The sequence below is a fragment of the Peribacillus sp. NPDC096540 genome (assembly GCF_050278525.1).
GTDB lineage: Bacteria > Bacillota > Bacilli > Bacillales > DSM-1321 > Peribacillus.
The window spans coordinates 73,004-99,351 of record NZ_JBNNTG010000022.1; the positions used below are offsets into that span (position 1 = coordinate 73,004).

A 26,348-nucleotide genomic window follows, 5' to 3' on the forward strand; every position below is an offset into this window, starting at 1 on the left:
TTTTACCTATCCCCCTAACTTAAAACTTATTTGAGTACTAAGGAAAAGCTCAGGTCATTAGCCCTGAGCTCCTATTTCCCTATTGTTCATGCATCTAGATTCTAAAAAATGATTTTTCAATTGATGTCGACTTGAAAAAGAAATAACCTAACATTCCGCCAAACGTATTTAATAGAAGATCATCCACGTCAAAGGTACCGATGGAAAAGACAACCTGAGAGACTTCGAAACATAAACTTACTAAAATGGAAATACAGCACACACTCTTTAGAGACATATACTCCTTTCCAATTACGAGGGGGAGAAATATACCAAGGGGGATGAATAATGCTATGTTTCCAAGCAAATTGATTACATTGTGACTTGTCCTGTTTTGAACATTATTCACTATTTCATTAAATGGTATGTAATTACCGAACAATAATAATCTATCTTTCATACTTGCTGGGTTTTGTAAATTACTTTGAAGCTGATCAAGAAGAAAAGTTATATCAATATGGCCAAACTTAAATAAAATGACCTTGGTCAGCAAAAATACATAGATTGCAAACAATGCTGGGATAATGATATCCTGTTTAATTATCACTTTCTTCATTTATCTTGCCTGTCACTTGCATACTCATCAGAAAAAGCCGTCACGATGACTCCACCCATATTATCTCCAGATATTTCATACTCATTGCCCTGCACCTCAACCGTTTTTTTTGAGGATACAGGATAATAAGAGACTTCATATACCACACCAGCTATAGTTTCCCCAATCTTCTTTTTCTCTTTTATATAAGTAAGGTATTCTTCCAAAGTAAAATCCTTCTTCTGCATGATCATACTATGAGGCAGACCAACATAGCGGAAATGCCATGGCTCATATTCAATACCTGTGATATCTTTTTTATCTGCTGGATAACGTAGAATAAATCCATATTTCCAGGCATTCTTTTGTAACCACTTTCCTTCTGGGGCTTCATTCATACTCGATAGAGTGGAACCTATATCAAGGGATAATCCTAAGTTATGCTCACTATAACCAGCAGGTAATGCATATGCAGAACCCTTTTCTTGATAAAGCTGACTTTGCTCCCCTTCATCCCGATAGCCGCTGCTAATCAGGAAATGACGGACATTATCTTTTTCAGCCGCCTGAACCATTTTTAAGAATTTCTGTGCCACATCCTTTGACAGACGAATCCTTTCGTCCAACAAACTATATCCGTCTACCAGTTCTTCATGTTGAAATAGATTAACCACATCGGATTTAATTCCTTCCTTAAGCACGGGGTGTTCCTTATTGACCAGTAATAAATTTCCTTGATATACCTGATCCTTAGCCATGTCTAAGGTGACACTCTCCTGTAGAGCCCTTAGTCCTTGTTCTTCATCAATAATTTGAAAATCACCTTCCGATTTGTATTGGCTTACTTCACGTGCCAAAAGCAAAAATAAAACAAACAAAAAAACCCACTTCTTCATAAAACAGTCCTCCTTACCTTTTCTTTATAGGTTAGGGAAAATAGTTTAAAAAAAAGTGGGGAAATTATAAAGTTTTTCTTAAATCATTGCGGTAATCGCACTTCAAAAAGCGTCTGTATCAAATCGCTTTTAACGGATATCGTTCCGTTATGCTGCTCAACAATATTTTTGGCGATGAATAAACCTAGCCCTGTGCTTCCATCCTTATGTGATCGCGCCCTATCACTTGTGTAGAACATATCAAAAACATAAGGTAGCTCTTCTTCAGGTATACAAGTTCCATAGTTGATAACCTGCACCACAGCCTCCCCTTGATCAGTGAAACCAAGGATATCTACGAACTGTCCATCATTTCCGTAACGTACGGCATTGGTCAATAGATTTTCGAATACTCGTGCCAATAGATCCCCATCACCTAATATATTTAAATGCGATGTAAGATTCAATCTGGCACTCAAATGGTTTTTTTCGAAGTGGGGATATAATTCTTCACTTAATTGAATGAGCAATTCACTTAAATTGATGGACTTTTTCTCTAATGAAAGCATGCCATAGTTCATTCTGGTTATTTCAAAAAGTTCATCAATAAGTTTCTCTAATCGTTGGGATTTCGTATAAGCAATCGTCGTATAATGCCTGATTCGTTCTGCAGGTAAATCTTCTTCTTGAAGGATAAAGTCTAAATATCCCAAGACGGAAGTTAGAGGGGTACGCAAATCATGTGCCAAGTTGAGGACCAATTGATCCTTACTGCTTTCTGCAAAACCCCCTCTTTCTACGGCTTCTTGCAATTTCTCACTTGCCCGGTTAATATCTTCTGCTATATCCTGGAACTCATCTTTTGATAAGACATCTACTCTGCTTTTAAAGTCACCATTTGCGAGATCATTGATTCCATTGGAAATCTTATAAAAGTATGTCGCATAAGGTTTTGTAAGGAAAAAGAAGAATAGTATCGAGAGTGGGATAAAAATGATTAAAAAGAAGTTAAGATCTCCAAAGTTATTCATGATGACACGCAAACGGAACAATGGATCTTCAACCTTTACATTCGTATGATAGTAAAGTTGAAGGCCTTTATATACAAGGAAGGTAATGGTTCCAGCTATCAACATGCTCAATGCAAGCAATATTATCATTTTAGCCCTGAAGCTTCGTAACATGTCAGCCATTGAATTTATATCCCACTCCCCACACAGTCGTAATGAACTTGTTTTTATTTTTATCCTCGCCTAGCTTTTTCCTTAGCGTACGAATATGTACCATGACAGTATTGTTGCCAATTTCATAATACGCTTCGCCCCATACATTCTGAAAAATGCTTTCCGCACTAAATACTTTTTTGGAATGACTGGCTAAGAGAACCAAAATATCAAATTCCTTCGGTGTTAGCTCGATGGGTTCATCATATAGTATCACTTTGCGCTGATCAGGATAAATGGTCAAACCGCCGACTTCCAAGCTAGATTCATATTCGTTTACGGCTTGATTCAACTGCATAGCCCGTCGTAATTGCGCATTCACACGTGCGACCAATTCCATTGGGTTGAATGGCTTGGTCATATAATCGTCCGCCCCCATCACTAATCCAGAGATTTTATCCAGGTCGGAACTTTTTGCACTCAGAAAAATGATAGGCATTTGATAATGCTCTCTGATCTGTCGGGTAACTTCATAGCCATTCAGCTCCGGCATCATGATATCCAAGATGGCCAAATCTATCTTCTGATTTCGAATAACACGAATAGCCTCTTTACCATCCGATACCTTTATATAGTTATATCCCTCTTTCTCCAAATGCAAAGCAACCAAGTCAGCAATTTCCGCCTCATCATCAGCTATCAATATGGTAATCCGCTTCATCTGTATCTTACTCCTTTAAAAAATGTTGCCCATTACTGCAATTGTACTCCATTCCCATCCGATTTTACTTCTTATGGGACTAATATTGGTGGAAAATATATAATAAAATGGAACGCTGATGAATATTTCGGATCCAACTTCACTTCTTGAACCCTTATTCGTCCTCCTCAAATTGCTCAAATATATGATTTCATTAAACTTATTAAACTAGATTATAAGTTCTTGTTTATCTTTCTGATTTATAGAAAAAGAGAGGATATTCGCACATATTTTGAACGAACTATCCTCTCTTATAAGATACTGTAATTAACGTATAATATCCGCGTTTTGTCGGCAGGACCCCCACATTGGGATAAACAATTTATAATTCACTTTTCTTCCACAAATTTGGCAAACAAATTTTGTGGAAGAAACCTTTTCGATATGTGGTACTTGAATTAATTGCATTCCTTTAAACAAATGTTCCTTACAAACATAAATCATTACAATCTCCACCTTTCCATTGTGAAAACATGTAATTCTATGAAAATGTAATGTTACACAGATTCAATGATCATTGAAATCCCTTGCCCTCCACCGATACACAAGGTCGCTAAGCCATACTTCTTTCCTTGATTTCTCAATTCAATCGCTAAAGAATTCAATATTCTCGCACCACTCGCTCCAACCGGGTGACCTAATGCGATTGCTCCACCATTTACATTCACTTTCTCTCTATTTAGGCCGAGTTCTTTTTCAACGGCAAGATACTGAGCAGCGAACGCTTCATTAGCTTCAATCAAATCGATATCATTAATATTTAAACCAGCTTTTTTTAATGCTATTTTGCTTGCTGATACAGGGCCGATTCCCATGATACTTGGGTCGACTCCAGCGATTCCCCACGAAACAATTCTGGCCATAGGAGCTATGCTTGGGTTCTTTGTCAAGTATGATTCGCTGGCCAAAATCACAGCTGCAGCTCCATCATTGATACCACTTGCATTTCCAGCAGTAACCGTTCCGTCCTTCTTAAAGGCTGGCTTTAAATCTGCTAGCCTTTCTTTAGTAGCATCATGACGAATATATTCATCCTCGGCGATAGTAATCCGTCTTCCTTTATTCTCAATAATAACAGGCGTAATTTCCTGTTTAAACCGACCTTCCTGCTGTGCCCTAGCTGCTTTATTTTGCGATTCTAATGCAAATTGATCTTGCGCTTCACGCCCGATTTTATATTGATTAGCCAAGTTTTCAGCCGTCATTCCCATTCCACAACCAACGTATTCATCAGTTAACGTCGCCCAAAGCATGTCATCCATTTCTGGAGATTTTAAACCCGTTCCAAAACGAACATTCCTTAAAACATGGGGAGACTGACTCATATTTTCTGTACCTAGAGCTAGAACGACCTGTGCTTCATCCAATGAAATCGTTTGAGCTGCAGAAACGATGGCTTGCAAGCCAGAACCACACAAGCGGTTAAGCGTCAAAGAAGGGCTCTCAATCGGTATCCCCGCCTTCAAAGCTACATGTCTAGCTAGGTAAGATGCATTTTTTGACGTATGAATGACATTACCAGCAAACACATGCTCAATTTCTTCAGCTTCCACCTTACTCTTTTCGATAGCTCCCCTACTAGCAATCTCTCCAAGCTCCACAGCCGAAACATCCTTTAAACTTCCCCCAAAACTGCCAAAAGGAGTTCTCGCTCCCCCTAAAAGATACACAGTATCCATTTGTCATTCCCCCTAAATAATTTTTCTACATGTTTTATATGGTGTCGATGTTAAATAGAAAGTTTGTTTTCTTAATGTTCCTTATCTACAACTCTGCTATATTAATCGCTTTACTGAAATACTGGAGGATGATGATAAAAACAGCGATTGTTCATAAAGATTTAGGATCTATTCCGTTCAATACAAGGGCATTTTTATCTCCTTAACCATAAGGAGGTATTTACCATTCGAAAAATGGGAGCGTTTTATTTTTTGATTATTCTGACTATATTTATATTGATTATACTAATAAGTTATAGTAAAGTAAAATTTAATATTTTAATTTGTAAGTAAGTATTACTAATATCAAAAAGTCCAATGATTATTCAAACAGACATAAAGCATTGAAAAATGAAAAGAGTATAAAAAAACAGTATATCTAATACATTTCGTATTTTTACTAGTTTTTATTCTCAATCTAAAACAAAGCAGCTGGACAAATGAAAGGATGTGAATGAATAATATTAAGTATTCAAATAATAGGATCATCTCGCTAGCTTTTGTAGATACTAGGCGGGTGTGTCCAACCTTACAAATCGTTTTTTCCTTCCTTCACAGAGCAAATTCATCGAGACTATCTCAGCGATGACTTCCAGGCTTCAGCTCTTTCATCACAACTAATCTTGCAGCTCAAAAAAAAACGGATTACCCTATCTCAGCCCATCTAGAAATCTCAAAAGAACTAATTAATGAAATACAGTTCAACTAACCTTCTGCATCCTCGGCAATCAAAGAAAGGGATGCCCGTAACGAACCAAACCTCATTCTTTTATGGCGGCACAACTTTAAGGTTAGGCTTTTATAATGAACTATCCATAGAAAGTGGAACAATATATTTTGTAATCATTATGAAATAATTACCTTTGGCTTATCCATTGAATACTAATAACACAATTCATTTCTTTTAATAGGAATGCCAAAAGATTACTCAAATTAATATCCTATAGCATCTAGTGTAATTTCGGAGAGGATACGAATCATCTGGAAGTTCTTCTAGAAAGAATTCTTATTACTAATCTATAAGGAGAAAAGCCATGAACTTTGAACAATTATTATATATTGTTGAAGTCGCAAAACACAATTCTCTATCTATAGCAGCACAGAATCTTCATGTGACTCAATCCGGTATCAGCCAGTCCATTACTAGTTTAGAAAAGGAATTAGGGATAAAAGTTTTACATCGGTCACGGGGACACGGTGCTGTACCAACCGATGAAGGTAAAATCATTCTGAAACAAGCCTACGAAGTACTAAGAAAGGTTGAAGAGATAAAAAACAAGGCCAACTCCTTCAATTCCATGGAAATAGGAGAACTCAAATTATCGACTATACCAGGATTAACTACGGTTCTGGTAAAAGCTTTAGCTGTTTTTAGAAATGATTATCCACATGTAAATGTGGAAATAAACGAAAAAAGCGTCTCTTCTGTGATTGAAGATGTTCGACAACATAGGACCGATATCGGACTAATTGCATATTCAACAGATTGGAACATAAATATGGAAGGAATAGCTTTTGAATCACTATTTGAAGGTAAGCAAAAAGTCTATGTATCTAAACATTCTCCCTTAGCGTTCACTGGTTCCATATCTCCACATGAGATACTTGATGAAACGCTCGTCACATATTACGGTGAATTTATGCAATATTTTGTTCAAGATTTCTTTAACAAATACAAGCCCTTGAAAGTCCTATTTACATCAAATAATTTGGACGGAATTTTCCAAGCCATCATCGAAAGTTTGGCTATTACATTTGCTCCTGATTTTATAATGAAAAACCATCCTCCTGTCATAAATGGTGATATCATTCCGATTGATTTAGTGAATCATAGAGGTGTAAATATTTCTTTCGGGTTGATTCTATCAGAAGATAAACATTTATCCATTTTTCCCACCAAGTATATTCATTATCTAAAATCTGAAATTATGAAGATTTAAGAAAGAAACAAGAGTCCACTTTGCACATAACCTGTCAAGTAGACAATGAAAAAAGAGAATATTAAGTTTCGGCCTTTTCTCGATATCCAATCAGGGAAAGGCCTTTAAGTTTCTCTTGAAAGCGTTCATGATGATGTTGACATTTATAAACTGACTACATTAGCAACATATCAACCTTATAAGTAACACGAGATATGTCATAAAAAGAGCTTTAAAACTTTTAATTAGTCATTGGTTAGGGGAATTTTTTGATTTGTCTTCACCGTCATTCCCTATGACACCGTTGAGTAATCATATGATTGATCAGATGACTTTGATACATTACCTTCTGAAAAGGATTTTGAGAAGCTGACTGTTCAGTTTTCTTGCATTTTCGCTTGCCCATTGAACAGAACGACTCGAACAATACTCATGTATACGATCTGCCAGTTCGTCTTTATCTGCAGCTAGACCTTTTCTGAAGTTGGAAATTCTCTCAATAATGATAAAGACACTCTTGAAAAATATATCCCCCAAAATTTTTCCGGGAAAACCATGCCCTGTTGATTCCAATTCATCTAACTCTTCACGATTCTTTTCAGTAAGAACAAAATTGAACAAGAAGTTGCAGAAAACTGGCCTGATGTACTACATAAAACATTGACAAAGAATTGAAACAAAGGTGGGGCATTGTACCCCCACCCAAATTTTTGATAAAGGACCATTTTACTTAGCTCCTAGTCCTCCATCAACAACCAATATTTGTCCTGTGCAATAATCAGAAGCTGCAGAAGCAAAGTAAAGGACAGCTCCTACTAAATCATTGTCTCTACCTAATCTCCTTACTGGAACTTGTGAGGAAATTAGTTGTCCAGCTTTTTGTACAAGCGTTCCCGGTATTTCTGGATCATTCATTCCCGTTTGGAAAACTCCAGGAGCAATGGAATTTACATTCAATCCATGACGTCCCCACTTAACAGCAAGATCCTTCGTTAAAGTCATAACAGCACCCTTACTTGTTGTATATCCTATAGAATCTACAGCTTCTGGGTCTGTGCCTTTAAATCCAATGCTAGAAGAAATGTTAATGATTTTTCCATATTCGTGTTCAATCATGTGTCTTCCTACAGCTTGACACATCAAGAATGTTCCAGTCACATTGGTATCAATCATTGATTGCCATTGATGTAAAGGCATTTCGGTAGCAGGCGTTTCAAAAACCGTTCCACTGCTATTGATTAAAATTTCAATCTTTCCAAAATGAGAAATAGCTTTATCTACACCTTGACGAACCGATTCTGGATCTGTTACATCTAATGCAAGAGCAAGAGCTTGTCTTCCTAGACCTTCGATTTCTTGTACAACTTTCTCGCAAACCTCTAAACGACGTGAACATACTATTACATTTGCTCCAGCTTCTGCCAGCGTCAGTGCCATGACACGTCCTAACCCACTACCGCCTCCCGTAACGATTGCTGTTTTTCCTGTTAAATCAAACAATTTTTCAGTCGACATTCAAGATCTCCTCCTAAATTTCCTCACATGGAAACGCTTTTAATAGCAACTACATTTATTTTTAATATTCAGAAATTAAAATATCACTCATTCTAGGGACTTATAAAATACAATTAAAGATTTTTATTTGAAACTAATTCATACTTTTCAAAAGATGAACATCGAATTCTTTCGCTATTATAAACAAGGAAAAAATCCCCTCTACTCACTTACCTCCCTAAAAGTAAGGTCTGAAAAAAAGAGAAGCATATTCGTCACATAGGACAATGGACTTCTCTTCACTGCGAATCTCACTGTAAATATTCTGTCACATTTACAGGTTCAATTTCTTCAACCGCACAAGTGAATACTCTCAACTCTCTGCTTCAAATTTCCCTTGGTTTTTTTACGAATCTATCTTTTAAAATTTTGTTACATCTATAGGCTGAATTCCTTCAGCTGCACAATGATCATGGTATTTCTGCAAGAATGACTCCCAATTATCTCTAGCAATAATTTCTCCATCCTCATTCAAATAGTCTAATGTTGCCTCAACAACATTTAACGTAATAACCTCTTCATCCCCTACAGATTCAGGTGTATGTTTGGATCCAGCAGGTTCATAAACGACATCCCCCGCTTTAGAAACCCAATCATTCTCCATATACCTCCAAGCGCCTTTAACAGTATACACAATAACTGTTCCAGGATGGAAATGGGTAGGAAGCTGTGTACCCGCAGGAACTCTTAATAGGGTAATTGTTTGTCCTGTTACTGGATTAGCCTTCAATAACTTAAAATGAGCCACTCCAAAATAAGGAATCCAAGGTAAATCATCTGGACAGATATTACTTGCATCATATACTTCTACAGCTTTTGCATTCCTCATTAAAATCCCCTCTTCTACTTTAAGTTTTTAAATTCGTATATTGATAGCGCTTACACAGGTGAGATCATTAGCTATTACGAATTTAATTAATTTTTAGTATACTTATAATTATTTATTTAATAAAATTATGATTTTTAATATTCAGTTTAGTTAGATTAATATACACTAGCAATTTCCCTTCCTATTAGGATTATGATTTTTAAATCTAAACTAGCTTCCTCCTCCCTTTTATCGTAGTGTTTACTCGTTTTGTTGGACGTACGCCGATCCAAAACAATACTCCGATAATAATCATCCCAAAAGCAGAGGCTTGAAAGGCATAATGATAGCCTAATGCCTCAGTCGCTGCATATTGGATAAAATAACCGAATACGATAGGAGCAATCATACTTCCTACATTTGAAAGAGCAATGTACGCCCCTTGTGCCTTTCCGATGTTTTGGGGAGAAAATAAATCCATCAATATGGAGGGTGCGAGTGAAAGAATGACCATCCCAAAACCTGGAGCAAGGGTGAAGCACAGAATAGAGATCGCACTCGAACTCACAACACTTCCAAGATATAAGCACATAGCAGAGAGCACCATCATAAAACTAGCAAGATTGACACGTGCTTTCCGAATATCTCCTGTTTTGCGATAAAGCCTATCTGATAACATGGCAAATCCAATTTGGCTAAAGGCAGCAAATAGAAATGGTAAAGCTACGGCTAGTTTTAAAGTTTGATCATGAAACTGATGCACGGTGGAAAAATATGCTGGATACCACACCGATTGAACGGACACTAACCAATAGGCACAACCTCCAGCCAAAACGGTCAACATATAATTTTTAGAAAAAAGATGCGGAAGAAAATGACGCCAAGAAACCTTCGAGAGGGTGGATGAATGCTGTTCCACTTGATCAAATGAAGCAAATCCGATTTCTTGTGGATTCGCTTTACCGTAAAGCAACCAAAAACCTAACCAAATCAGTCCGACAATACCCATCGCTACAAAAGCAGATCTCCATCCATATTGGTCGATCAAGGAAATTAATAATGGGGAAGCAATCGCAGGTCCCATCATCGTTCCAAACAGAACCGTAGCATAGCTTATACCATGCCTGTGTTTCGGAAACCATTTTCCTAGCATAGTCGTGACTACAGGAGAAGCTGGACCTTCACCTGCTCCCAAAATGATCCTTGTTAATATAAGAAGAGAAAAACTGGAAACAAAAGGGGTGGCAAATTGAACCGTCACCCAGATCAATGACATCCAAATAAACATTTTTTTCGGATTTTTAGAATCCGCCATACCACCGAGTAAAATGGATGTTATGGTAAAAAACCAATAAAAAGAACTTCCCACAAGTCCCCATTGAGAAGCACTTAAATCTAGCTCCTTCATTAGAGGGACCGATACCAAACCAATGAGAATTTTATCAATTTGGTTGATCATAGCAATAAGAACGGCAAATAATAAGATAATCCAAGAATACTTTGGAGTACTTGGCATATAATTCCCCCTAATTTTCATCATTCAAATAAGCTCTTTTCCTCGTCCATATACCTTCCCATCCCAAAAGTAAGCGGTTTCATCAAAAAGATTAAGAATCAGGAAACCCTTTGTTAAAACCAATGGCTTTTAAATCCTTTTTTTGAGCTTGAAATAACGCAGTTTGAAGCAATAAAATCTCACTATAAAAAAGTCTCAATAAATGAAAAGGTTTCCATAAGTACCATTGAAGAACCCCTCCTTTTCTGGCGTTAGGAATATTATCAATATTCTGAATATTATTATATCCATTACAACCCTCATGAATAAAATTAAATAATTTAAACTGCAAGTAACTTTCACTTATATTCAGCAGATGAACAACGATGAATAGTGAAAAACTACTACAAAATTCACCCAATCCTCTATCATACTCCATCGCCCTATCAGAAAATAGCCGTATCTCTTTTTACATTAGTCACACTTAAGTACAAGTTAAAATATCTAATTTTATATAACTGTCATGAAAAGGTAGAATTAAAGAGAAAGAATATTTAAATATTCAAAGTATATTTTGAGTTTGCTCATAAGGGTGTTGAATCAAAATAGGAGGTTGAATCTATGGACTTACAATTATCAGGAAAAAAAGCACTCATCATAGGAGGAAGCCGAGGAATTGGTAAAGCTATTGCCCGCCAGTTGGCTCTAGAAGGTGTAGATTGTACGATTTGTTCAAGAAATGAATCCTCACTACAGAAAGCTGCAGAAGAATTAGCCCAAGAAACAAAACGAAATATCTATCCAATCGTGGCAGATACCTCAAATCCTAACTCTATCCTCAATTTAGTTGAAAACGCAGCAGCAGCGATGGGGAGTATTGATATTCTAATCAACAGTGGCGCCCGTGTTGGCGGTACAGAGCCAGAGAATTTTCACGAAATTAAAGAGGAACTTATTTTGAAAGATTTTGAAGAAAAATATATGGGCTATTTTCGTTCTATGCGAGCTGTTGCTCCTTATATGATCAAAAATAAGTGGGGTCGTATAATCAATATAAGTGGTCTCGCTGCTAGAATAGGTGGCAATTATTTTAGTTCTGGTCCACGAAATGCATCCGTTGTTCATTTAACGAAATCAGCATCATTAGAATTAGGAAAACACGGCATTAACGTCAATGCTATTTATCCAGGGATTGTAGATACGGAAACGAATAGAAAACAATTCAATACGGAGAAAGCTGTAAGCCAAGCAGCAGCTATGAGTCCTCTTAATCGCTTGATTACACCGGAGGAAATTGCTTATGTCGTTACCTTCCTAGCTTCACCGTTATCAACATCGATTACTGGCGATGTCATTTCCGTAACTGGCGGCATTGGTAATACCGTTCATTACTAAAAACACGCAGTCAACATCTTCTTTTTAACGTTTTTCCCTCAATTCAATCAGTAGCACAGACCAAGGACATAGTTTGTGCTACTCTTTTTTATATTAATCAATTTCATAATGCATTATTTTAAAATGTCACAGACGAACAGAAAAAATTCTTTCAAATAGGAATTCACACGTTCAACGGCAGTTCGGTATTTTAGTGTTTCGTATTTCGAGTCATAACTATCATATCGATAGGAATTTTCGCGTACACAGTTGGAACAAAGTTCTTATCAAAACCAATTGGATCGGATTCGTTCTTCTTGTTATAAGCAATGACATATTGAGCACCCATCCGATATATCTGTTTGTATATCGCCATATAATCGTAGCCTGCATCCATTGTTCCATATCGAATAGAAAGGGATGGAAAACGTTCCTAAGAAGACAAATAGAAAGACACCTTTATGGATTCATAAAGGTGTCTCTTTCGTTACCCTATAAGAGCACTATTAAGTATACGATCAATTCCTATTAGTTATAACATCCGTAGTACGTAAAAACTCGTTGATTCGGGAGATAGTCCATTCAATGTTCTTTGAAAAAACATCCATGTTTGCAAAATAACCATGAATCATGCCTGCTTCACATGCATATGCAACTTTGACACCCGATGTTTTCAAACGCTCAGCATATGCCCTTCCTTCATCCCGAAGCACATCATTTTCCGCCGTAACCACAAAGGCTGGTGGGAGATTACTTACATCTTCCGCTATTAAGGGAGAAGAGTACCCATTATGCTTGTCCTCTTCATTTCGTAAATAATGATCACGGAACCAAAACAAAAGCTCGCGGTCCAAACCAAATCCTTTTGCGAATGCTTGATGAGATTCCGTATTGAACTCAAGGTTTGTCGCAGGATAAATCAGAACCTGTGCAAAAATGTCGGGACCTTTTCTATCTCTCGCCATCATCGTCACGACAGTCGCGAGATTCCCCCCCACGCTATCTCCTCCTACTATTAATCTCGACACATCTCCGTTAAAAAAAGAGCCTTTTTCATAAACCCATTCCAATGCAGCATAAGCGTCTTCGATCGGGGTCGGAAACTTATGCTCTGGAGCAAGACGATAGTTAACAGATACCACAATACTGCCCGTTCTATGTGCCAGCAATCGGCAAATTGGATCTGTCGATTCGAGGTCTCCCAGAACCCATCCTCCACCATGGTAGTAAATAAACAAAGGGAAGGGACCTTGCCCTTCCGGTATATATACCCTGCATTTGATTTCAGCATCTTTGCTTACTGGAATCATCCAATCTTCTACCTTTGAAAGCACATCTGATTCGATAGGAGGCTGAGGTGCTTTGGAAAGCATCTCTCTTACAGTCTTATGATCCATCGTATGAATAGGAGGCATCTGATTAAATGCTTGTAAATACTTTTCTGCTTGCGGATCTAAATTTGCCAAGAAACATCATCCTCACTTTACTTTCTATAAAATTAACTCTGCTTTTCTACTAAATTCTCTTTCCGTACACGATTATCAGCTGTTTATTATTTATTGACAGCCATTCCTTCTCTATAAACCTCGAAATCAGGGGCAATTTTTCGACCATTGGACATGTTCAGCCACAATCTTAATAAATGACGTTTGCACTCATCTTCTTCATAATCTTCAAATGTAGTTCGTGAATGAAAAATCGTATAGTTATTAACAAATTGCATATCACCTGGTTCCATCATCATATCAATATGCATGTTTGTATCATGCGTAAGGGAATCTATATAGTTAAATACTTCAATTTCCTCTTTCGTCAAAGAGATACCTGTTTTCGATTGTGCGGATTCAACGTATTGACGTAGATATCTGCAGCTCAATTTACCATCGTAATAACTAAAGATAGGTGATGTGAATATTGGAGACTGACCTGGTGCTTCTTCCCCACGAAGATCATGATTGAATGGACGGTAGAGGGTTTCAAGATACTCTGGGTGCTTCTCTAAAATTTCATTATAAACAGCGATTGCACTTGCGATACTACTTAAACCACCCGATTTCGCTTTGCGAAGACATAATAATCCGACTACATCAGCGAGGTCTGTATGATAGTCAAGATGTACATTCGTTTGGTAACCACGTACTTTTTTATTATCCTTAAAGTCAAGACCTTGGTTTTTTATATGCCCTAAGAGGGTTCCATTTGCATCTTGCGTGATTGGTTTACCCATGTGAAGTCCAAGACCCCAATAAATGATGCTCGCTTCCTCATCCGTATACTTATCCATCGGTAATCCACGAATTAATAGAAACCCTTTCCCATTCTCCAGTTTGTCTACAAAATAAGCGACTTCATCAGTAAGATTAGGAATCAGGAAATCTTCCTTTGTAAAATTAGGCGCTTTCAACCCCTTTTGTTGCACATGAATGACAGCCTTTTCAAGCTCTGCGATCGTTTTCTCGGACAAATGATCAATCCATGAATCATCCTTAGCTAAATCCATTCCTTTCCACGCTGATGGCCCTTGAATTTTTTCATTTATAATAGACGTCATGCATAATCCTCCTTCAATATAGTTCGTTTTTTACATAACTCTTTGCGCTAAATTTCCCCTGTTCTGTTTCTATGAATCTATTTTTTAACATTTAGTCCCCTCTACCAAATCAATTCCTTCCGTTGCACCATGATTATGGTATTTACCTAAATTTGATTCCCCTTTCTCATTCCATTCATCTTTCAAGTATTGAAATCCGTATCTACTTCATTACCGAGTAAATAAACTAAATATTCAATTTATTAACATTAAAATCTTTCATCACCCCCCTCTTACACTCTAACCCTTTCAAAATAATGAATTCAATTTGCTATCTAAGATTGAATATAATCAGATTTGGTTGTTGTGTGGCTTTGCTTGGCGGGACGTACACCAACCCAAAACAATAGACCGATAACGAGCATTCCAATGGAAGAGGCTAGAAACGCATAACCATACCCCATGGCTGCAGTCGCTGAATGTTGAATAAGATAACCGAATACAAGTGGAGCAATAATGCTGGTTACGCTTGCTAGAGCAATGAATGTCCCTTGCGCCTTGCCGATATTTTGAGGAGAAAAGAACTCCATCAATATAGCAGGTGCGAGTGAAAGAATCACATAGGCAAATCCGGGAGCAAGAGTGAAGAAAAGGATAGCCATTGCTGTTGAATCCGCGGCATTCCCTAAATACATACATAGAGCAGATAGCACCATCATGAAACCAGCAAGATTGATACGTGCTTTTCGAATATCTCCTGTTTTGCGATACAGCCAATCAGAGAACAACGCAAAACCAATTTGGCAAAAGGCAGCGAAAAGAAAAGGTAAAGACACGGCTAGTTGTAACGCTTGACCGTTAAACTGTTGAATGTTCGTAAAGTAGGCTGGAAACCATACCGATTGAACAGCCAATAACCAATAGGCACATCCTCCACACAAAACAACTAAAATGAAATTTTTCGAAATAAGATGTGGAAGAAACTCGCGCCAAGAAACCTTTGAAAGGCTCGATGACTGTTCATTCTCTTGATGAAAGGAAGGATGCCCGATTTCTTGTGGACTTTCTTTCCCAAAAATCAGCCATAGCACTAACACGATTAGTCCAATAACACCCATCGCAATAAATGCAGATCTCCATCCATACTGATCGATTAAGGAGATTAATAATGGCGAAGCAATCGCAGATCCGCCTGTTGTTCCTAATAATACAGCGCCAAACCCTATACCATGCCTATGTTTCGGGAACCATTTTCCCATGACTACCGTAGATAGAGCCGGAGCTGGACCTTCACCTGCTCCCAAGATGATCCTCGTTAACACGAGCAGAGACAAGCTAGAAACAAAAGGAGTAGCCAATTGAATCAGCAACCAAATCAAAGACATCAACGATAACATTTTTTTCGTATTTTTAGAATCCGCCATGCCACCTAGAATAAGAGAGGAAAAGGTAAAAGCCCAAAAGAAGGAACTTCCCACCATTCCCCATTGAGTTGGGCTTAACTCTAGCTCTTTCATGACAGGAACGGAAACCAAACCAATGATAATTTTATCGACTTGGTTGATCATACCGGAAAGAACTAGAAACAGTAAGATAATCCAAGAATATTTTGGCGTACTTGTCATATACCTCCCCCTAAATTTCACATAGTGAGTACCTTTTCCTTAAAATCGGAAAAGGAACCCTCCTTCACATATGTCAATTGGTGTTTCAATAAACGGTTTATCAAGTAATCTTCCAGATGGAAGTCCCATTACTTCAAGTTTTCTATAATACCGCCAGATGTTCGTTTACGTGCAGGTATACCGCCTCGACCTGGTTTCCCTGTATTCTCATCAATAAACATTGCAAAGTCTGGGGAAATTTCTCGGCCATTTGGCATCGTGAGCCATAATCGTAATAAATGACGTTTGCGTTCCAGTTCTGCATAATCTTCGTATTGAGTACGTGAGTGAAGAACTACATAATTATTGACGAACTGCATATCACCTGGTTCTAGCATCATATTAAAATGCAGTTTTTCATCATGAAGAAGGGAATCCAGTATGTCTAAGGCTTCAATTTCTACTTTCGACAACTGGACGCCTGTTTTCTCTTGGGCTGATTCGATGAATAAGCGAACATATCTACAGCTCAATTTCCCATCATAATAACTAAAGATAGGTGATGTGAATACAGGAGATTCACCTGGTCCTTCCTCCCCGCGACGGTCGAAGATAAATGGACGAGAGAGAATGCCAAGATACTCTGGGTATTTCTCTAAAAATTCATTATAAACAGCCATTGAACTTACGATGCTACTGTATCCGCCCGTTTTCCCCTTTCGAAGACTTAATAATCCGACAACATCCGATCCATCTGCATGAAAAGGAAGATGCAATTTCGTTTGATATCCACGTACATTTGAATTTTCTAAACTAAGACCTTGATCAATGACGTGCCCTAAGAGATCACCATTTGCGTTTTGCGACACCGGAGTACCTATATGAAGTCCAAGACCCCAGTAAATGATGCTTGCTTCCCCGTCTGTATATCTTTCCATTGGCAATCCACGAATTAATAGGAACCCTCTCCCCTTCTCCAATTCGTCTACAAAGTAATCGATTACATTCGAAAGTTCAGGAATCGGAAAGTCCTCCTTATTGAAATCAGGGGCTTTTAGGCCCTTTTGTTGCACATGAGATAAAGCATTCTCAAGAGATGCAATCTCTTTTTCGGACAAATAATAAATCCATGAATCATCTTTCGCTAAATCAGTCCCTTTCCAAGCTACTGACCCTTGAATTTTATCCTTTAAAATAATCGACATATAGAATCCTCCTTAAATCATATAAATAGTGTCTTATTATACTTCCGTCAGTTGTCTTAACTTTCTTCGTAAAGTTTTCCCTGTAGAGTTCTTAGGTAGCTCCTTGAGAAATTCAACTTGTCTAGGAAGCTTGTACTTTACCAGCTTATCCTGACAAAAATGGATAATGTCCTCTATCGTGATCTGCTCATCCCTGACTACGACATACGCTTTTACGATTTCTCCGTATCCTTCATCTGGAACTCCGACTACAGATGCCTCTACTATAAAAGGATGCTGATACAGCACTTCCTCTACTTCACGAGGATACACATTGTATCCACCAACGATAATGATGTCTTTCTTACGATCCACAATGTAGATGTATCCTTCTTCATCCATTCGTGCCAAATCACCCGTGTAAAACCATCCATCTATGAGGGCTGCTATTGTAGCTTCCGGCATCTTCAAGTATCCCTTCATTACATTTGGTCCTTGAACAACTAATTCGCCAACTTCTCCTCTCGGCAATTCCTTTCTCTCCTCATTGACTACCTTGCTTTTGACACCTGGAATATTTAAACCAATAGAGCCTGTCTTGCGTGTTCCCTTTAAAGGATTAATAGCAACGAGAGGAGACGTTTCAGAAAGTCCATACCCCTCTAAGATCATAACGTTAAACTTATTTTGGAAATTTTGAAGTAACTCGATTGGAATAGAAGCCCCTCCAGAAATACACAAGCGAATGGATGAAAAATCTTCCGCAGTGGCTTCAGATAATTGATAGATAAAGTTGTACATGGTAGGAACGCCAACAAACACCGTTCCCTGCTTTTCTCGAATAGTACGAACAACATCGAGAGGGCTAAATCTAGGTATGATAATGACAGTTGCCCCACAAGCAATAGGAGCATTCAGAGAAACGGTCATACAGAAAACATGAAACATCGGCAGAACAGCTACTACACGATCCTCATCATGCAGTTCCACTAATGTTGAAATAGATTCTGCATTGGAAGCCAAGTTTCGATGAGATAACATCGCACCCTTTGGTTTACCAGTTGTTCCTGAGGTGTATAGAATAACGGCAAGATCGTCTTGATCGATGAAAGGGCTTTCAAAATCTAGATTACTAGTTTCCATTAGACGCTCCCATGCCCATTCCTGATTCTTGCCATCTACATAAATGACACATGTTATATCTCTTGATTTTTCTTTTAATTCTGATAATTTAGATTCTACGGATGCGTGTGCAATAACCGCCTTGGCTTGACTATTGTCTAAAATGTAGCTGATTTCTCCTTTGGTAAACATCGGATTGATTGGAACAGCAAATGCACCCAGGCGTAAAATACCATAGTACGCAATGATAAATTCAGGGCTATTATCTAATATAAGAGCAACACCATCCCCTTTCCTTACTCCTTGCGCAAACAAACCGGCAGCTAATTGATCTATCTGCTGATTTAATTCCTGATAAGTAACACTTTTATCTTTATAGATATAAGCGTACTTATCAGGGAAATTACTTGCGCTCCTTCTCAAATTATCATCTAGATTATAAATCATTAAAAGAGACCCCCTTGTTAAAAATGGTGGTAATTATTGCTGCTCTTCTTACTGCGATTATACTGTTAAGTAATAATAAAATAAAATTAAAGATTTTAATTTGAAAGTAAGTATTACTAATATTCGGAAAGAGTAAATAGCGATTAGCAGTGAACAATTAATTTACTTTCTAATTGGCTATACAAATGGATTACTATATAAAAAAATCCGCAAAACGCTTTTGTATTACTTGCAATCGGCTTAATCTAGGAAGTGATTGGGATTCACGGTAAGTATCTTGTAAGTCATTAATTGCCCTTACTAAATCGATATGTTCAATGTTTTTTCGTCTTTTTTTGATGGCAGCTCACCCACACATTCAAACGGTATATCCCTTTTCTGCTTTTTCTTCACATAATAAGCACTATTGATGAGTATTCTTATTAGCCATGTTATGGATTCTTTCTTTGTATTCTGGTATTCAGTTTTTATAATAAAGTTTGATACTTTTCACATTGAAATCTTCAAGTTTCCATCTATCAATCGAAAAAAATGTATTATTTTTCAAATATTACCCCACTGGGCTTATAGTGTAATTAAAATAGTGTTCCTTACCTATTTTCCTCCCTCACTCCCCTCATTCAGTCAGATGGTAAAACATTTTCTTTCTAGCATAAAAGAAAAATCCTATTTGTATGCATTGGTAGAATCCTGCAACGATGAAGAGGTGCAATAGTATCTCGGGATTTTTTGTGACTCCACCAATATCCTTTGCCATAGCAACGATGTAAAGGAAAGCTAAGGTGGTTCCAACTATGGTTGGTACAAAGAATAGGGTTGTTATCTCCCTTGAAATAATTCGCTTTACTTCCTTTGTCCTCGACCTTCTTTTATCCATTTTTCAACGTCAGATGTTCTTTTCCTTTTAACCATAAAAACACCCCTTTAGACAAGCATATCTAAAGGGGTAAAACGGTTCATCTTTTTTCAAAACGGCACGACTTTCTTTCAAATCCACAACAGATGTTGCTTTAAAATAAAGTTTGATCAAATTAATACTAATAACCTTGATAAACGATCATAGAAAAGAGCGTGTTTTGAAAAAAAGATTGATCAAAACACGCTCTTAATATTTTCAATTGACTCATTTTTTATAAAAAAGTTTGATCATTTCCTATCTATGTTGCTCCACAATCGCGCCCGATTCTTGAAGAACGATATTAAAAATAACGTTCAATTACTCTGCCATTAATTTATATTGCTTTAAAATGTCCATTGTTATGTTTTTAGCGTCTGTACTTGTTCCAGCAATATTCGTGGCAAAACTATACGCCCGTTTGTCTGTTTCTATAAAACCGACATACCAGCCTATGCCTGACCCTTGCCCTGTTTTTCCGTAAAGGGTATAGTTATCCCCTTCCTTCTGGATCATCATACGCTTAACGGTTTTCATTACATCCTTATCAAAAGGAAGGTTCTCTTTATACAATGTTTCCATAAAATCTGCTTGTTCTATTGGAGAAATTTTGAGTGAACTACTTAACCAAAACTGATCAATTCCTCCACTAATATCTTGGTTGCCATAAGAAATGTTTTGAACCCATTCCTCCATTCGATTTTCTCCAATGTCACGAGCCATAGCTTGATAATACCAAACGACAGAGTATCTCATAGCAGACCCAAGCGTGTGATCTTGGTTCCAGACCTCGATTTCTCGCTCAACACCATCCCAATATTTAATGTCGTATTCATCTTCTACAGCTCCTACCTGTAACCCGATCAGGGAATTAGGCACTTTAAAAGTCGATTGCGGTGCAAATCGTTGATTCGCGCGTTCATTGTTATAGACGAATGTTTTTTCTTTTTTCATATCACGTAATATGAATGTTCCGACATGGTTCGTAAAGAATTCATCGACTTCGAGCTTCTTAAGATTCAGGTTACCCTTGGCAGCGTTCGCTTCACTTGGTGGTTGCACACTTGTAATTAATAGAACAACTGCACTAATAAGTACTAAAAAAAATGCCAAATTCTTTCGTTTTCTCATATTCGATTCCCCTCACTAAATTTAATCACAGCCCCAATATATCAATTTAATCATCTCATAAACATGGAAAAACGCTGAAATGTTCTTGATATTTACATATCATTATTTTGAATATAGTGTTTTATAGCATTCTTATATGATCTTACCTTACATTATAAAAACTATAATGACTAAGTTTGCGGAATAGTTTCTCGCCTTCCATTCTTCCTGTAGCTTTGAAACAAAGTTTGATCAAATTAATACAAGAATCCTTGATAAATGAATAAATAGAAAGAGCATGTTTTGAAAAAAGATTGATCAAAACATGCCCTTATAATATTTTTATTGGATTATTCATTTATAAAAAAGATTGATCATTTTTGTGTTCCTTAATCAACTAAAGCAGGCGTTAGTTGCATTAGAAAATTAGTATTTCATACTAATCTCAATAATTACTTTTACAGTTGATTTAAAATCAATTTCAATACATTCCTCTGTGACATATCATTAATAATATTGTTTCTCCATCCACGCATCCATATAGGCCTGATCCCAGCGTAGATGAGACAGACCGCAATGGCCGGATTCCTCCACTTGCGCTTTTGCTTACTTTAGTATTCTCCTTTAATTACAAAAAACGAGCCCCTAATTGTTCCAGCTAGTTTAGACTTCTGCCTAGCAAACTTAAACTTCCCTTCTAACTCCTTTGGTACCTCCATCCCCTCAGAAAGCTTAAAACCAACGGCCCGCTTCTTAGGGTCATCAACCGTATACATGACATTGACCTCAAGACCATCCTCATATAAGACGTAGGCAAATTTGATATTTTCCAATTGAAAACGCGACGTTTCTAAAGGTTTGGCCGCAAACTCAATATCACGTTCTTCTTTCAAAATTCGGTTCACATAATCAAGGCTCTCCTGACTTTCGCTAGCTGCTACAACCGTAAATTCATGCTTGTATTTGTTCATAAAATAACGGGCTTCATTAGCACGTAAACCAGCAAGCGCTTCTACTACAGGTGAAGACTCTAAACCAACCGTAGACACATTTTTAAAATCAACGATATAGGACATTTACATCTCTCCTTTTCTCTCTTTATTTCCTGACAACAGGAATCCACATTTCACCAAAAACTAAGCCATTCTTCAAATTGTTTCTTTTGACGATACAAATTTTGGTCAAAGAAACAGGCATATAGCCAAACTTCAAATTATTCATCTCATCTACCAAATATTATACCAAAAATGATTCAAGAGAAAATATTGTTACATTTCAATCTGCATGCCTCCGAATGACATTTCACGATATAAGTATGCACAAGTTTCTTCATCAACTAACGCACCCGTTAGTTTAAGTGCGTTTATTCACAAACTTATCCTTTTTACAGTTCATTTATTACAGGAATGCTGTCTTGTTTGTAAAAAAACGACAGCTCTTATTTGCAATCGCCCTCGTTAGCTCTATTTTGACTAACTACTTCACCAAATGTTCCCTATTAAGCGAATTATCATTCTTGGTATAAACATTAAGATGTTCCAAACCACTTCAAATATAAACTCAATTAGGGTATCTTTAAAAAAGCCGTCTCTATTTCTTTTTTTATGTTTCATCTTCTAACTCCCAATTAATTAATCGTTGTTTAACTATTCTGACTCGGAATAACAATTTCAATCCTTTAAATAAATTCTACTTTTATTTTCTATTTCCTTCTTCCGCTAACCTGCCCCTTTAGTTCATTAAGGGGTACCGCCACATGTCCATCAACCCAACAAACATAAACCACCCCAAAACGATAAAATTGATTAATTTACACAAAATCTTTGTTTTGGGGTAATTCTAAATTCTTAACTTGATGGGGATGTGGTAGGACCCCTATAGGCAAATGTATTTTTTCCCATTCCCCATAAAAAAAAAGACCTTAGAAAGGTCTCTTCAAACTTATCTAATTGGATTGCTTAACTTTTTCCTCCAAATTTTTATAGTAGTCAATTTTTTCATTAATCTTTATTAAACTATTTTCTACTTGTTTAATTTGGTTAAGAACATTCTCTTGATGAGTTTCTAATAGTTCTCGTCTTTCCGTCACGGTAGATTCACCTTGACGTCTTAGGTCTGCAAATTCTTTCATATCTCTTATTGGCATTTCTGTATTACGTAACATAATGAGAAAATCTATACATAAAATATCGTTCTCTGAGTATTTACGATATCCATTTTCATCTCTTTCAATCTCACATAAAAGACCAATATTTTCATAGTAGCGTAGCGTGTAAGGACTAAGACCAGTGATTGAGGATATATCCTGAATAGTTAATAATTTTTCCATATTTTTATTATAACACACTTGCTTTATAGTGCACTCTAAGGAGTATGTTTTATTCTAGATTCATTTTTTAATAGTTTTTAGGAGGAGTTTTTAATGAATATAGGAATTTTTGTTTTAGCACTTGCCACATTCGTTGCTGGTACAGTGGAGTTGGTGATCGCTGGGATAATAAACATGATTGCAGAAGATTTACATGTTTCTGTAGGAGCAGTCGGTCAGTTAGTTTCAGTTTTTTCATTGGTTTTTGCCTTTGGGGCTCCAGTACTTATTGCTTTAACTTCTAAAGTAGAAAAACGAAAATTACTGCTCATAGCAATGTTAACTTTTCTAGGTGGTAATATTTTATCTATATTTAGTCCGAATTTCACAACCTTATTAATAGCCAGAATTATTCTTGCAGCTAGCTGCTCTATCGTGGTTGTCACTTCCGTAACAATGGCTGCCAATACTGTTGCTACTGAATTAAGAGGAAGAGCTATTGGATTAATTTTCATGGGTTTAAGCGCATCATTAGTGTTAGGTGTGCCACTAGGAACTATTATCGGTCAAAATTTTGGTTGGAGGATGACATTTGTATTAGTTTCGGTCTTAAGTATTGTTTCTATGTTAGGAATCATTAAATTTTTACCTAAGGTTCCACCACAACCAGCCGTTCCTTTACTTAAGCAAATAGCCACATTAAAAAGTAAAAAAATCGCATCAATCCAGCTCATATCAGTTTTGGAACTAACTGGTCATTTCATAGTTTATACTTATTTCACGCTTTTTCTTAAAACATCAATGGACTTATCAACAAATATGATTAGTATGGTCTTACTGGTTTTTGGTATAGCTGGAATAACAGGTGGTTGGATTGGTGGCTGGGCATCCGATAAATTTGGAGGAGCAAGAACTATACTCACATTTCTTATACTTTTTGCAGTTTCCTTGTTCCTATTACCTTATTCAACAGGATCAATGATAAGTTTATTGATCGTTGTCGTACTATACGGTGCGATGGTTTGGGCTCTTAGTCCAGCAGTACAAAATTATCTAGCCGAGTCTGCTCCAGATTCCTCAGATATCCAATTAGGTTTAAATACTTCATTTTTACATCTTGGAGTAGCTTTAGGTTCTGGTTTGGGTGGTTTACTTGTAGACCACTTTTCTGTAACTATCAACACGTGGGTAGCTGGTATTATGGTAGTTTTAGCCCTTATCTCTGCTATTTATTCGCTAACGATAAACCGTAGAGAAAATACTTCAATTCAATACTTTGAATAAAGAAAGGACTGTCCTAAAGGGCATTTTTCATTGCCTTTTGGGACAGTCCCTTGTTTGTTAATCTTTATTTCAATACTTCCGGATGGAAACCATCTTTTTGGAAGTAATTTTGATGTGACCCAATATTTAATTTTGATTTTTCCGCATCTTGCTGGATTTCTCTAAATTCATCCTCAAACGTATTGTTTGGTTTATGGATAAAGGGCACTGCTGCAAGCCCTTCTTTTAGTAAGGATTCCTGTAGCATTACATCATCAATAAAGACATAGGTTAATAAACGATCATAATTATCTGCGAGTAGTCAGTTGAAAGTATCCGCCACTGAAATATATTAAAAATTATAAAATAAAAAAAGTGATTAATTAATAAATTCCTTAATTATCACAACAAATTTGATTTATTTACTTCAAAAAGTGGTCCTACCACATCGCCATCAAGTTAAGAATTTAGAATTACCCCAAAACAAAGATTTTGTGTAAATTAATCAATTTTATCGTTTTGGGGTGGTTTATGTTTGTTGGGTTGATGGACATGGGGTACCGCCAGTATTTCGGAAAAAACCCACGCTAAGCAAATTCAGACAAGAAAAGAGCCAACTTTTACCCCGTTAAGAGTAAATCAGCTCTTTAATATTTAAAGGACGTAAGGACTGTAAACTCGTTGAATGCAATCCCTCAAACTTATATTCTCCTAAGAAATTGATGTGTTCCCAACCTAAATGCCATATATACGGCATTAAATCCTCTCGAAATTCCCCCTTACGTTTTAGTTCTTCTACGGCTTTTTCCATATAGACCGTATTCCATACGCTTATAATTGACTTTCCTCTGAAAGTGGCCCAAACTAAAATAGTTCAACTGTGAACTATACATAATTGAACTATATAAAAAGAGAGGAAGTCAATACAATGATACCAAAAAATCCCAACCTCAAAAAGGAAGAAGAAGTTGTACAGTCATTTGTAGCAATAAATAAAGAAATTATAAAATTTACAAATCAAAATGCCTCTAGTTTAGGATTAACAGTACAACAAATGGGAATCTTAAACACAATTTATGTAATTCCTAATATTACTCTTAAAAGTATTTCAGAACGGCTTTCAGTCCCTAAAAGTACAGTAAGTGTAAATGTGGATGAATTGGTTAATCTAGGATTAATCGAACGAAAGCCATCATCAGAAGATCGTAGAGAAATAAAATTAAAAGTAACAACAATAGGTCAAGAAACATCAAAAAAATCTATTGAAAATTCTACTTCCTATAAAGCTATGTCGTTAGCATTAAAACAACTCCAAGAAACAGAAATTCAAACATTATTACGTATTCATAAGAAATTATTAAATTCTCTACAGCAATTTAATACATTTATATGAACCCTATTTTCACTTTTAAATAGTCAATCATTTAAGAAATTGATTATTTTAAAAATCTACATCCCTTATTTCCTTTAAATATTAAAGAGCCGATTTACTCCTAATGTAGCTTTGAAACAAAGTTTGATCAAATTAATACAAGAACCTTGATAAATGAATAAATAGAAAGGGCATGTTTTGAAAAAAGATTGATCAAAACATGCCCTTATAATATTTTTATTGGATTAATCATTTATAAAAAAGATTGATCAT

23 protein-coding genes and 3 pseudogenes are annotated in these 26,348 nt (G+C 36.6%); 4 read left to right on the plus strand and 22 right to left on the minus strand.

Annotated elements, in window-relative coordinates; all coding sequences use genetic code 11:
• Nucleotides 1-94: 94 nt before the first annotated feature.
• The 5 genes from ACQKMR_RS18280 to ACQKMR_RS18300 form a co-directional block, all read right to left on the minus strand.
• On the minus strand, nucleotides 95-595 hold the full coding sequence (locus ACQKMR_RS18280) for a VanZ family protein (protein ID WP_427698573.1): 501 nt from the start codon (nucleotides 593-595) through the stop codon (nucleotides 95-97).
• Complete coding sequence (locus ACQKMR_RS18285) at nucleotides 592-1,470, minus strand: M15 family metallopeptidase (RefSeq protein ID WP_427698574.1); 879 nt, start codon at nucleotides 1,468-1,470, stop codon at nucleotides 592-594. The genes ACQKMR_RS18280 and ACQKMR_RS18285 overlap by 4 nt, the downstream gene beginning before the upstream one ends.
• 83 nt (nucleotides 1,471-1,553) lie before the next feature.
• A complete protein-coding gene (locus ACQKMR_RS18290; RefSeq protein ID WP_427698575.1) occupies nucleotides 1,554-2,642 on the minus strand; it encodes an ATP-binding protein in 1,089 nt (362 codons plus the stop codon).
• Complete coding sequence (locus tag ACQKMR_RS18295) at nucleotides 2,635-3,333, minus strand: response regulator transcription factor (protein ID WP_427698576.1); 699 nt, start codon at nucleotides 3,331-3,333, stop codon at nucleotides 2,635-2,637. Before ACQKMR_RS18295 ends, ACQKMR_RS18290 begins: the two co-directional genes overlap by 8 nt.
• Before the next feature lie 536 nt (nucleotides 3,334-3,869).
• A complete protein-coding gene (locus tag ACQKMR_RS18300) occupies nucleotides 3,870-5,051 on the minus strand; it encodes an acetyl-CoA C-acetyltransferase (protein ID WP_427698577.1) in 1,182 nt (393 codons plus the stop codon).
• Nucleotides 5,052-6,124: 1,073 nt separating this feature from the next.
• On the opposite strand from ACQKMR_RS18300, the gene ACQKMR_RS18305 reads away from it, so the two are divergent.
• The gene (locus tag ACQKMR_RS18305) at nucleotides 6,125-7,030 is read left to right on the plus strand and encodes a LysR family transcriptional regulator (protein ID WP_427698578.1); all 906 of its coding nucleotides are present in this window, start codon (nucleotides 6,125-6,127) and stop codon (nucleotides 7,028-7,030) included.
• Between the two features lie 321 nt (nucleotides 7,031-7,351).
• Here ACQKMR_RS18305 and ACQKMR_RS18310 read toward each other — a convergent pair whose 3' ends face one another.
• From ACQKMR_RS18310 to ACQKMR_RS18330, 5 genes are all read right to left on the minus strand, one after another.
• The gene (locus ACQKMR_RS18310; RefSeq protein ID WP_427698579.1) at nucleotides 7,352-7,582 is read right to left on the minus strand and encodes a hypothetical protein; all 231 of its coding nucleotides are present in this window, start codon (nucleotides 7,580-7,582) and stop codon (nucleotides 7,352-7,354) included.
• A 153-nt stretch (nucleotides 7,583-7,735) separates the two neighbouring features.
• Nucleotides 7,736-8,524, minus strand: coding sequence for an SDR family NAD(P)-dependent oxidoreductase (locus ACQKMR_RS18315; protein WP_427698580.1), 789 nt, complete (start codon nucleotides 8,522-8,524; stop codon nucleotides 7,736-7,738).
• Between the two features lie 400 nt (nucleotides 8,525-8,924).
• Nucleotides 8,925-9,392 (minus strand): 2,4'-dihydroxyacetophenone dioxygenase family protein, encoded by a 468-nt coding sequence (locus ACQKMR_RS18320; RefSeq protein WP_427698581.1) that lies wholly within the window; start codon nucleotides 9,390-9,392, stop codon nucleotides 8,925-8,927.
• Nucleotides 9,393-9,597: 205 nt separating this feature from the next.
• Nucleotides 9,598-10,887 carry an MFS transporter gene (locus ACQKMR_RS18325; RefSeq protein WP_427698582.1) on the minus strand — a complete coding sequence of 430 codons (1,290 nt, stop codon included), beginning with the start codon at nucleotides 10,885-10,887 and terminating at the stop codon, nucleotides 9,598-9,600.
• Between the two features lie 91 nt (nucleotides 10,888-10,978).
• On the minus strand, nucleotides 10,979-11,305 hold the full coding sequence (locus ACQKMR_RS18330) for a hypothetical protein (protein WP_427698583.1): 327 nt from the start codon (nucleotides 11,303-11,305) through the stop codon (nucleotides 10,979-10,981).
• A gap of 182 nt (nucleotides 11,306-11,487) precedes the next feature.
• On the opposite strand from ACQKMR_RS18330, the gene ACQKMR_RS18335 reads away from it, so the two are divergent.
• Nucleotides 11,488-12,261: an SDR family NAD(P)-dependent oxidoreductase gene (locus tag ACQKMR_RS18335; RefSeq protein ID WP_427698584.1), complete on the plus strand. Its 774-nt coding sequence runs from the start codon at nucleotides 11,488-11,490 to the stop codon at nucleotides 12,259-12,261.
• A 140-nt stretch (nucleotides 12,262-12,401) separates the two neighbouring features.
• On the opposite strand, the pseudogene ACQKMR_RS18340 reads toward ACQKMR_RS18335, so the two are convergent.
• The 10 genes and pseudogenes from ACQKMR_RS18340 to ACQKMR_RS18385 all read right to left on the minus strand — a co-directional run.
• Nucleotides 12,402-12,655 (minus strand): annotated as a pseudogene (locus tag ACQKMR_RS18340) (transposase); the annotation flags it as partial.
• Nucleotides 12,656-12,758: 103 nt separating this feature from the next.
• Entirely contained in the window at nucleotides 12,759-13,706 is a 948-nt protein-coding gene (locus ACQKMR_RS18345; protein WP_427698585.1) for an alpha/beta hydrolase, read from the minus strand.
• Between the two features lie 86 nt (nucleotides 13,707-13,792).
• Complete coding sequence (locus ACQKMR_RS18350) at nucleotides 13,793-14,791, minus strand: TauD/TfdA family dioxygenase (protein WP_427698586.1); 999 nt, start codon at nucleotides 14,789-14,791, stop codon at nucleotides 13,793-13,795.
• A 314-nt stretch (nucleotides 14,792-15,105) separates the two neighbouring features.
• Complete coding sequence (locus ACQKMR_RS18355; RefSeq protein WP_427698587.1) at nucleotides 15,106-16,395, minus strand: MFS transporter; 1,290 nt, start codon at nucleotides 16,393-16,395, stop codon at nucleotides 15,106-15,108.
• 128 nt (nucleotides 16,396-16,523) lie between these two features.
• Nucleotides 16,524-17,579 (minus strand): TauD/TfdA family dioxygenase, encoded by a 1,056-nt coding sequence (locus ACQKMR_RS18360; RefSeq protein ID WP_427698588.1) that lies wholly within the window; start codon nucleotides 17,577-17,579, stop codon nucleotides 16,524-16,526.
• Between the two features lie 36 nt (nucleotides 17,580-17,615).
• The gene (locus ACQKMR_RS18365) at nucleotides 17,616-19,127 is read right to left on the minus strand and encodes a long-chain-fatty-acid--CoA ligase (protein WP_427698589.1); all 1,512 of its coding nucleotides are present in this window, start codon (nucleotides 19,125-19,127) and stop codon (nucleotides 17,616-17,618) included.
• A 616-nt stretch (nucleotides 19,128-19,743) separates the two neighbouring features.
• Nucleotides 19,744-20,004, minus strand: coding sequence for a hypothetical protein (locus ACQKMR_RS18370; RefSeq protein WP_427698590.1), 261 nt, complete (start codon nucleotides 20,002-20,004; stop codon nucleotides 19,744-19,746).
• 339 nt (nucleotides 20,005-20,343) lie between these two features.
• Nucleotides 20,344-21,153, minus strand: coding sequence for a class D beta-lactamase (blaOXA, locus tag ACQKMR_RS18375; protein WP_427698591.1), 810 nt, complete (start codon nucleotides 21,151-21,153; stop codon nucleotides 20,344-20,346).
• 590 nt (nucleotides 21,154-21,743) lie between these two features.
• Nucleotides 21,744-22,208: a phage tail protein gene (locus ACQKMR_RS18380; RefSeq protein WP_427698592.1), complete on the minus strand. Its 465-nt coding sequence runs from the start codon at nucleotides 22,206-22,208 to the stop codon at nucleotides 21,744-21,746.
• A gap of 869 nt (nucleotides 22,209-23,077) precedes the next feature.
• On the minus strand, nucleotides 23,078-23,461 hold the full coding sequence (locus tag ACQKMR_RS18385; RefSeq protein ID WP_427698593.1) for a MerR family transcriptional regulator: 384 nt from the start codon (nucleotides 23,459-23,461) through the stop codon (nucleotides 23,078-23,080).
• Between the two features lie 93 nt (nucleotides 23,462-23,554).
• On the opposite strand from ACQKMR_RS18385, the gene ACQKMR_RS18390 reads away from it, so the two are divergent.
• Entirely contained in the window at nucleotides 23,555-24,724 is a 1,170-nt protein-coding gene (locus ACQKMR_RS18390) for an MFS transporter (protein ID WP_427698594.1), read from the plus strand.
• 64 nt (nucleotides 24,725-24,788) lie between these two features.
• Here the strand turns inward: ACQKMR_RS18390 and ACQKMR_RS18395 are convergent.
• Together ACQKMR_RS18395 and ACQKMR_RS18400 are read right to left on the minus strand one after the other, a co-directional pair.
• Nucleotides 24,789-25,004, minus strand: a pseudogene (locus ACQKMR_RS18395) (thermonuclease family protein); the annotation flags it as partial.
• 327 nt (nucleotides 25,005-25,331) lie between these two features.
• Nucleotides 25,332-25,538: pseudogene (locus tag ACQKMR_RS18400) on the minus strand (Tn3 family transposase); the annotation flags it as partial.
• A 93-nt stretch (nucleotides 25,539-25,631) separates the two neighbouring features.
• Here ACQKMR_RS18400 and ACQKMR_RS18405 point away from each other — a divergent pair.
• Nucleotides 25,632-26,096, plus strand: coding sequence for a MarR family winged helix-turn-helix transcriptional regulator (locus ACQKMR_RS18405; RefSeq protein ID WP_427698595.1), 465 nt, complete (start codon nucleotides 25,632-25,634; stop codon nucleotides 26,094-26,096).
• Nucleotides 26,097-26,348 lie beyond the last annotated feature (252 nt).

Bases quoted from the DNA above. Each gene is read 5' to 3' on its own strand.
- ACQKMR_RS18405 (WP_427698595.1), top strand. From the start codon at position 25,632: ATGATACCAAAAAATCCCAACCTCAAAAAGGAAGAAGAAGTTGTACAG.
- ACQKMR_RS18385 (WP_427698593.1), bottom strand. From the start codon at position 23,461: ATGGAAAAATTATTAACTATTCAGGATATATCCTCAATCACTGGTCTT.
- ACQKMR_RS18350 (WP_427698586.1), bottom strand. From the start codon at position 14,791: ATGACGTCTATTATAAATGAAAAAATTCAAGGGCCATCAGCGTGGAAA.
- ACQKMR_RS18295 (WP_427698576.1), bottom strand. From the start codon at position 3,333: ATGAAGCGGATTACCATATTGATAGCTGATGATGAGGCGGAAATTGCT.
- ACQKMR_RS18290 (WP_427698575.1), bottom strand. From the start codon at position 2,642: ATGGCTGACATGTTACGAAGCTTCAGGGCTAAAATGATAATATTGCTT.
- ACQKMR_RS18335 (WP_427698584.1), top strand. From the start codon at position 11,488: ATGGACTTACAATTATCAGGAAAAAAAGCACTCATCATAGGAGGAAGC.
- ACQKMR_RS18330 (WP_427698583.1), bottom strand. From the start codon at position 11,305: ATGGAGTATGATAGAGGATTGGGTGAATTTTGTAGTAGTTTTTCACTA.
- ACQKMR_RS18380 (WP_427698592.1), bottom strand. From the start codon at position 22,208: ATGTCCTATATCGTTGATTTTAAAAATGTGTCTACGGTTGGTTTAGAG.
- ACQKMR_RS18365 (WP_427698589.1), bottom strand. From the start codon at position 19,127: ATGATTTATAATCTAGATGATAATTTGAGAAGGAGCGCAAGTAATTTC.
- ACQKMR_RS18285 (WP_427698574.1), bottom strand. From the start codon at position 1,470: ATGAAGAAGTGGGTTTTTTTGTTTGTTTTATTTTTGCTTTTGGCACGT.
- ACQKMR_RS18390 (WP_427698594.1), top strand. From the start codon at position 23,555: ATGAATATAGGAATTTTTGTTTTAGCACTTGCCACATTCGTTGCTGGT.
- ACQKMR_RS18300 (WP_427698577.1), bottom strand. From the start codon at position 5,051: ATGGATACTGTGTATCTTTTAGGGGGAGCGAGAACTCCTTTTGGCAGT.
- ACQKMR_RS18370 (WP_427698590.1), bottom strand. From the start codon at position 20,004: ATGGATAAAAGAAGGTCGAGGACAAAGGAAGTAAAGCGAATTATTTCA.
- ACQKMR_RS18360 (WP_427698588.1), bottom strand. From the start codon at position 17,579: ATGTCGATTATTTTAAAGGATAAAATTCAAGGGTCAGTAGCTTGGAAA.
- blaOXA (WP_427698591.1), bottom strand. From the start codon at position 21,153: ATGAGAAAACGAAAGAATTTGGCATTTTTTTTAGTACTTATTAGTGCA.
- ACQKMR_RS18305 (WP_427698578.1), top strand. From the start codon at position 6,125: ATGAACTTTGAACAATTATTATATATTGTTGAAGTCGCAAAACACAAT.
- ACQKMR_RS18325 (WP_427698582.1), bottom strand. From the start codon at position 10,887: ATGCCAAGTACTCCAAAGTATTCTTGGATTATCTTATTATTTGCCGTT.
- ACQKMR_RS18280 (WP_427698573.1), bottom strand. From the start codon at position 595: ATGAAGAAAGTGATAATTAAACAGGATATCATTATCCCAGCATTGTTT.
- ACQKMR_RS18315 (WP_427698580.1), bottom strand. From the start codon at position 8,524: ATGTCGACTGAAAAATTGTTTGATTTAACAGGAAAAACAGCAATCGTT.
- ACQKMR_RS18355 (WP_427698587.1), bottom strand. From the start codon at position 16,395: ATGACAAGTACGCCAAAATATTCTTGGATTATCTTACTGTTTCTAGTT.
- ACQKMR_RS18320 (WP_427698581.1), bottom strand. From the start codon at position 9,392: ATGAGGAATGCAAAAGCTGTAGAAGTATATGATGCAAGTAATATCTGT.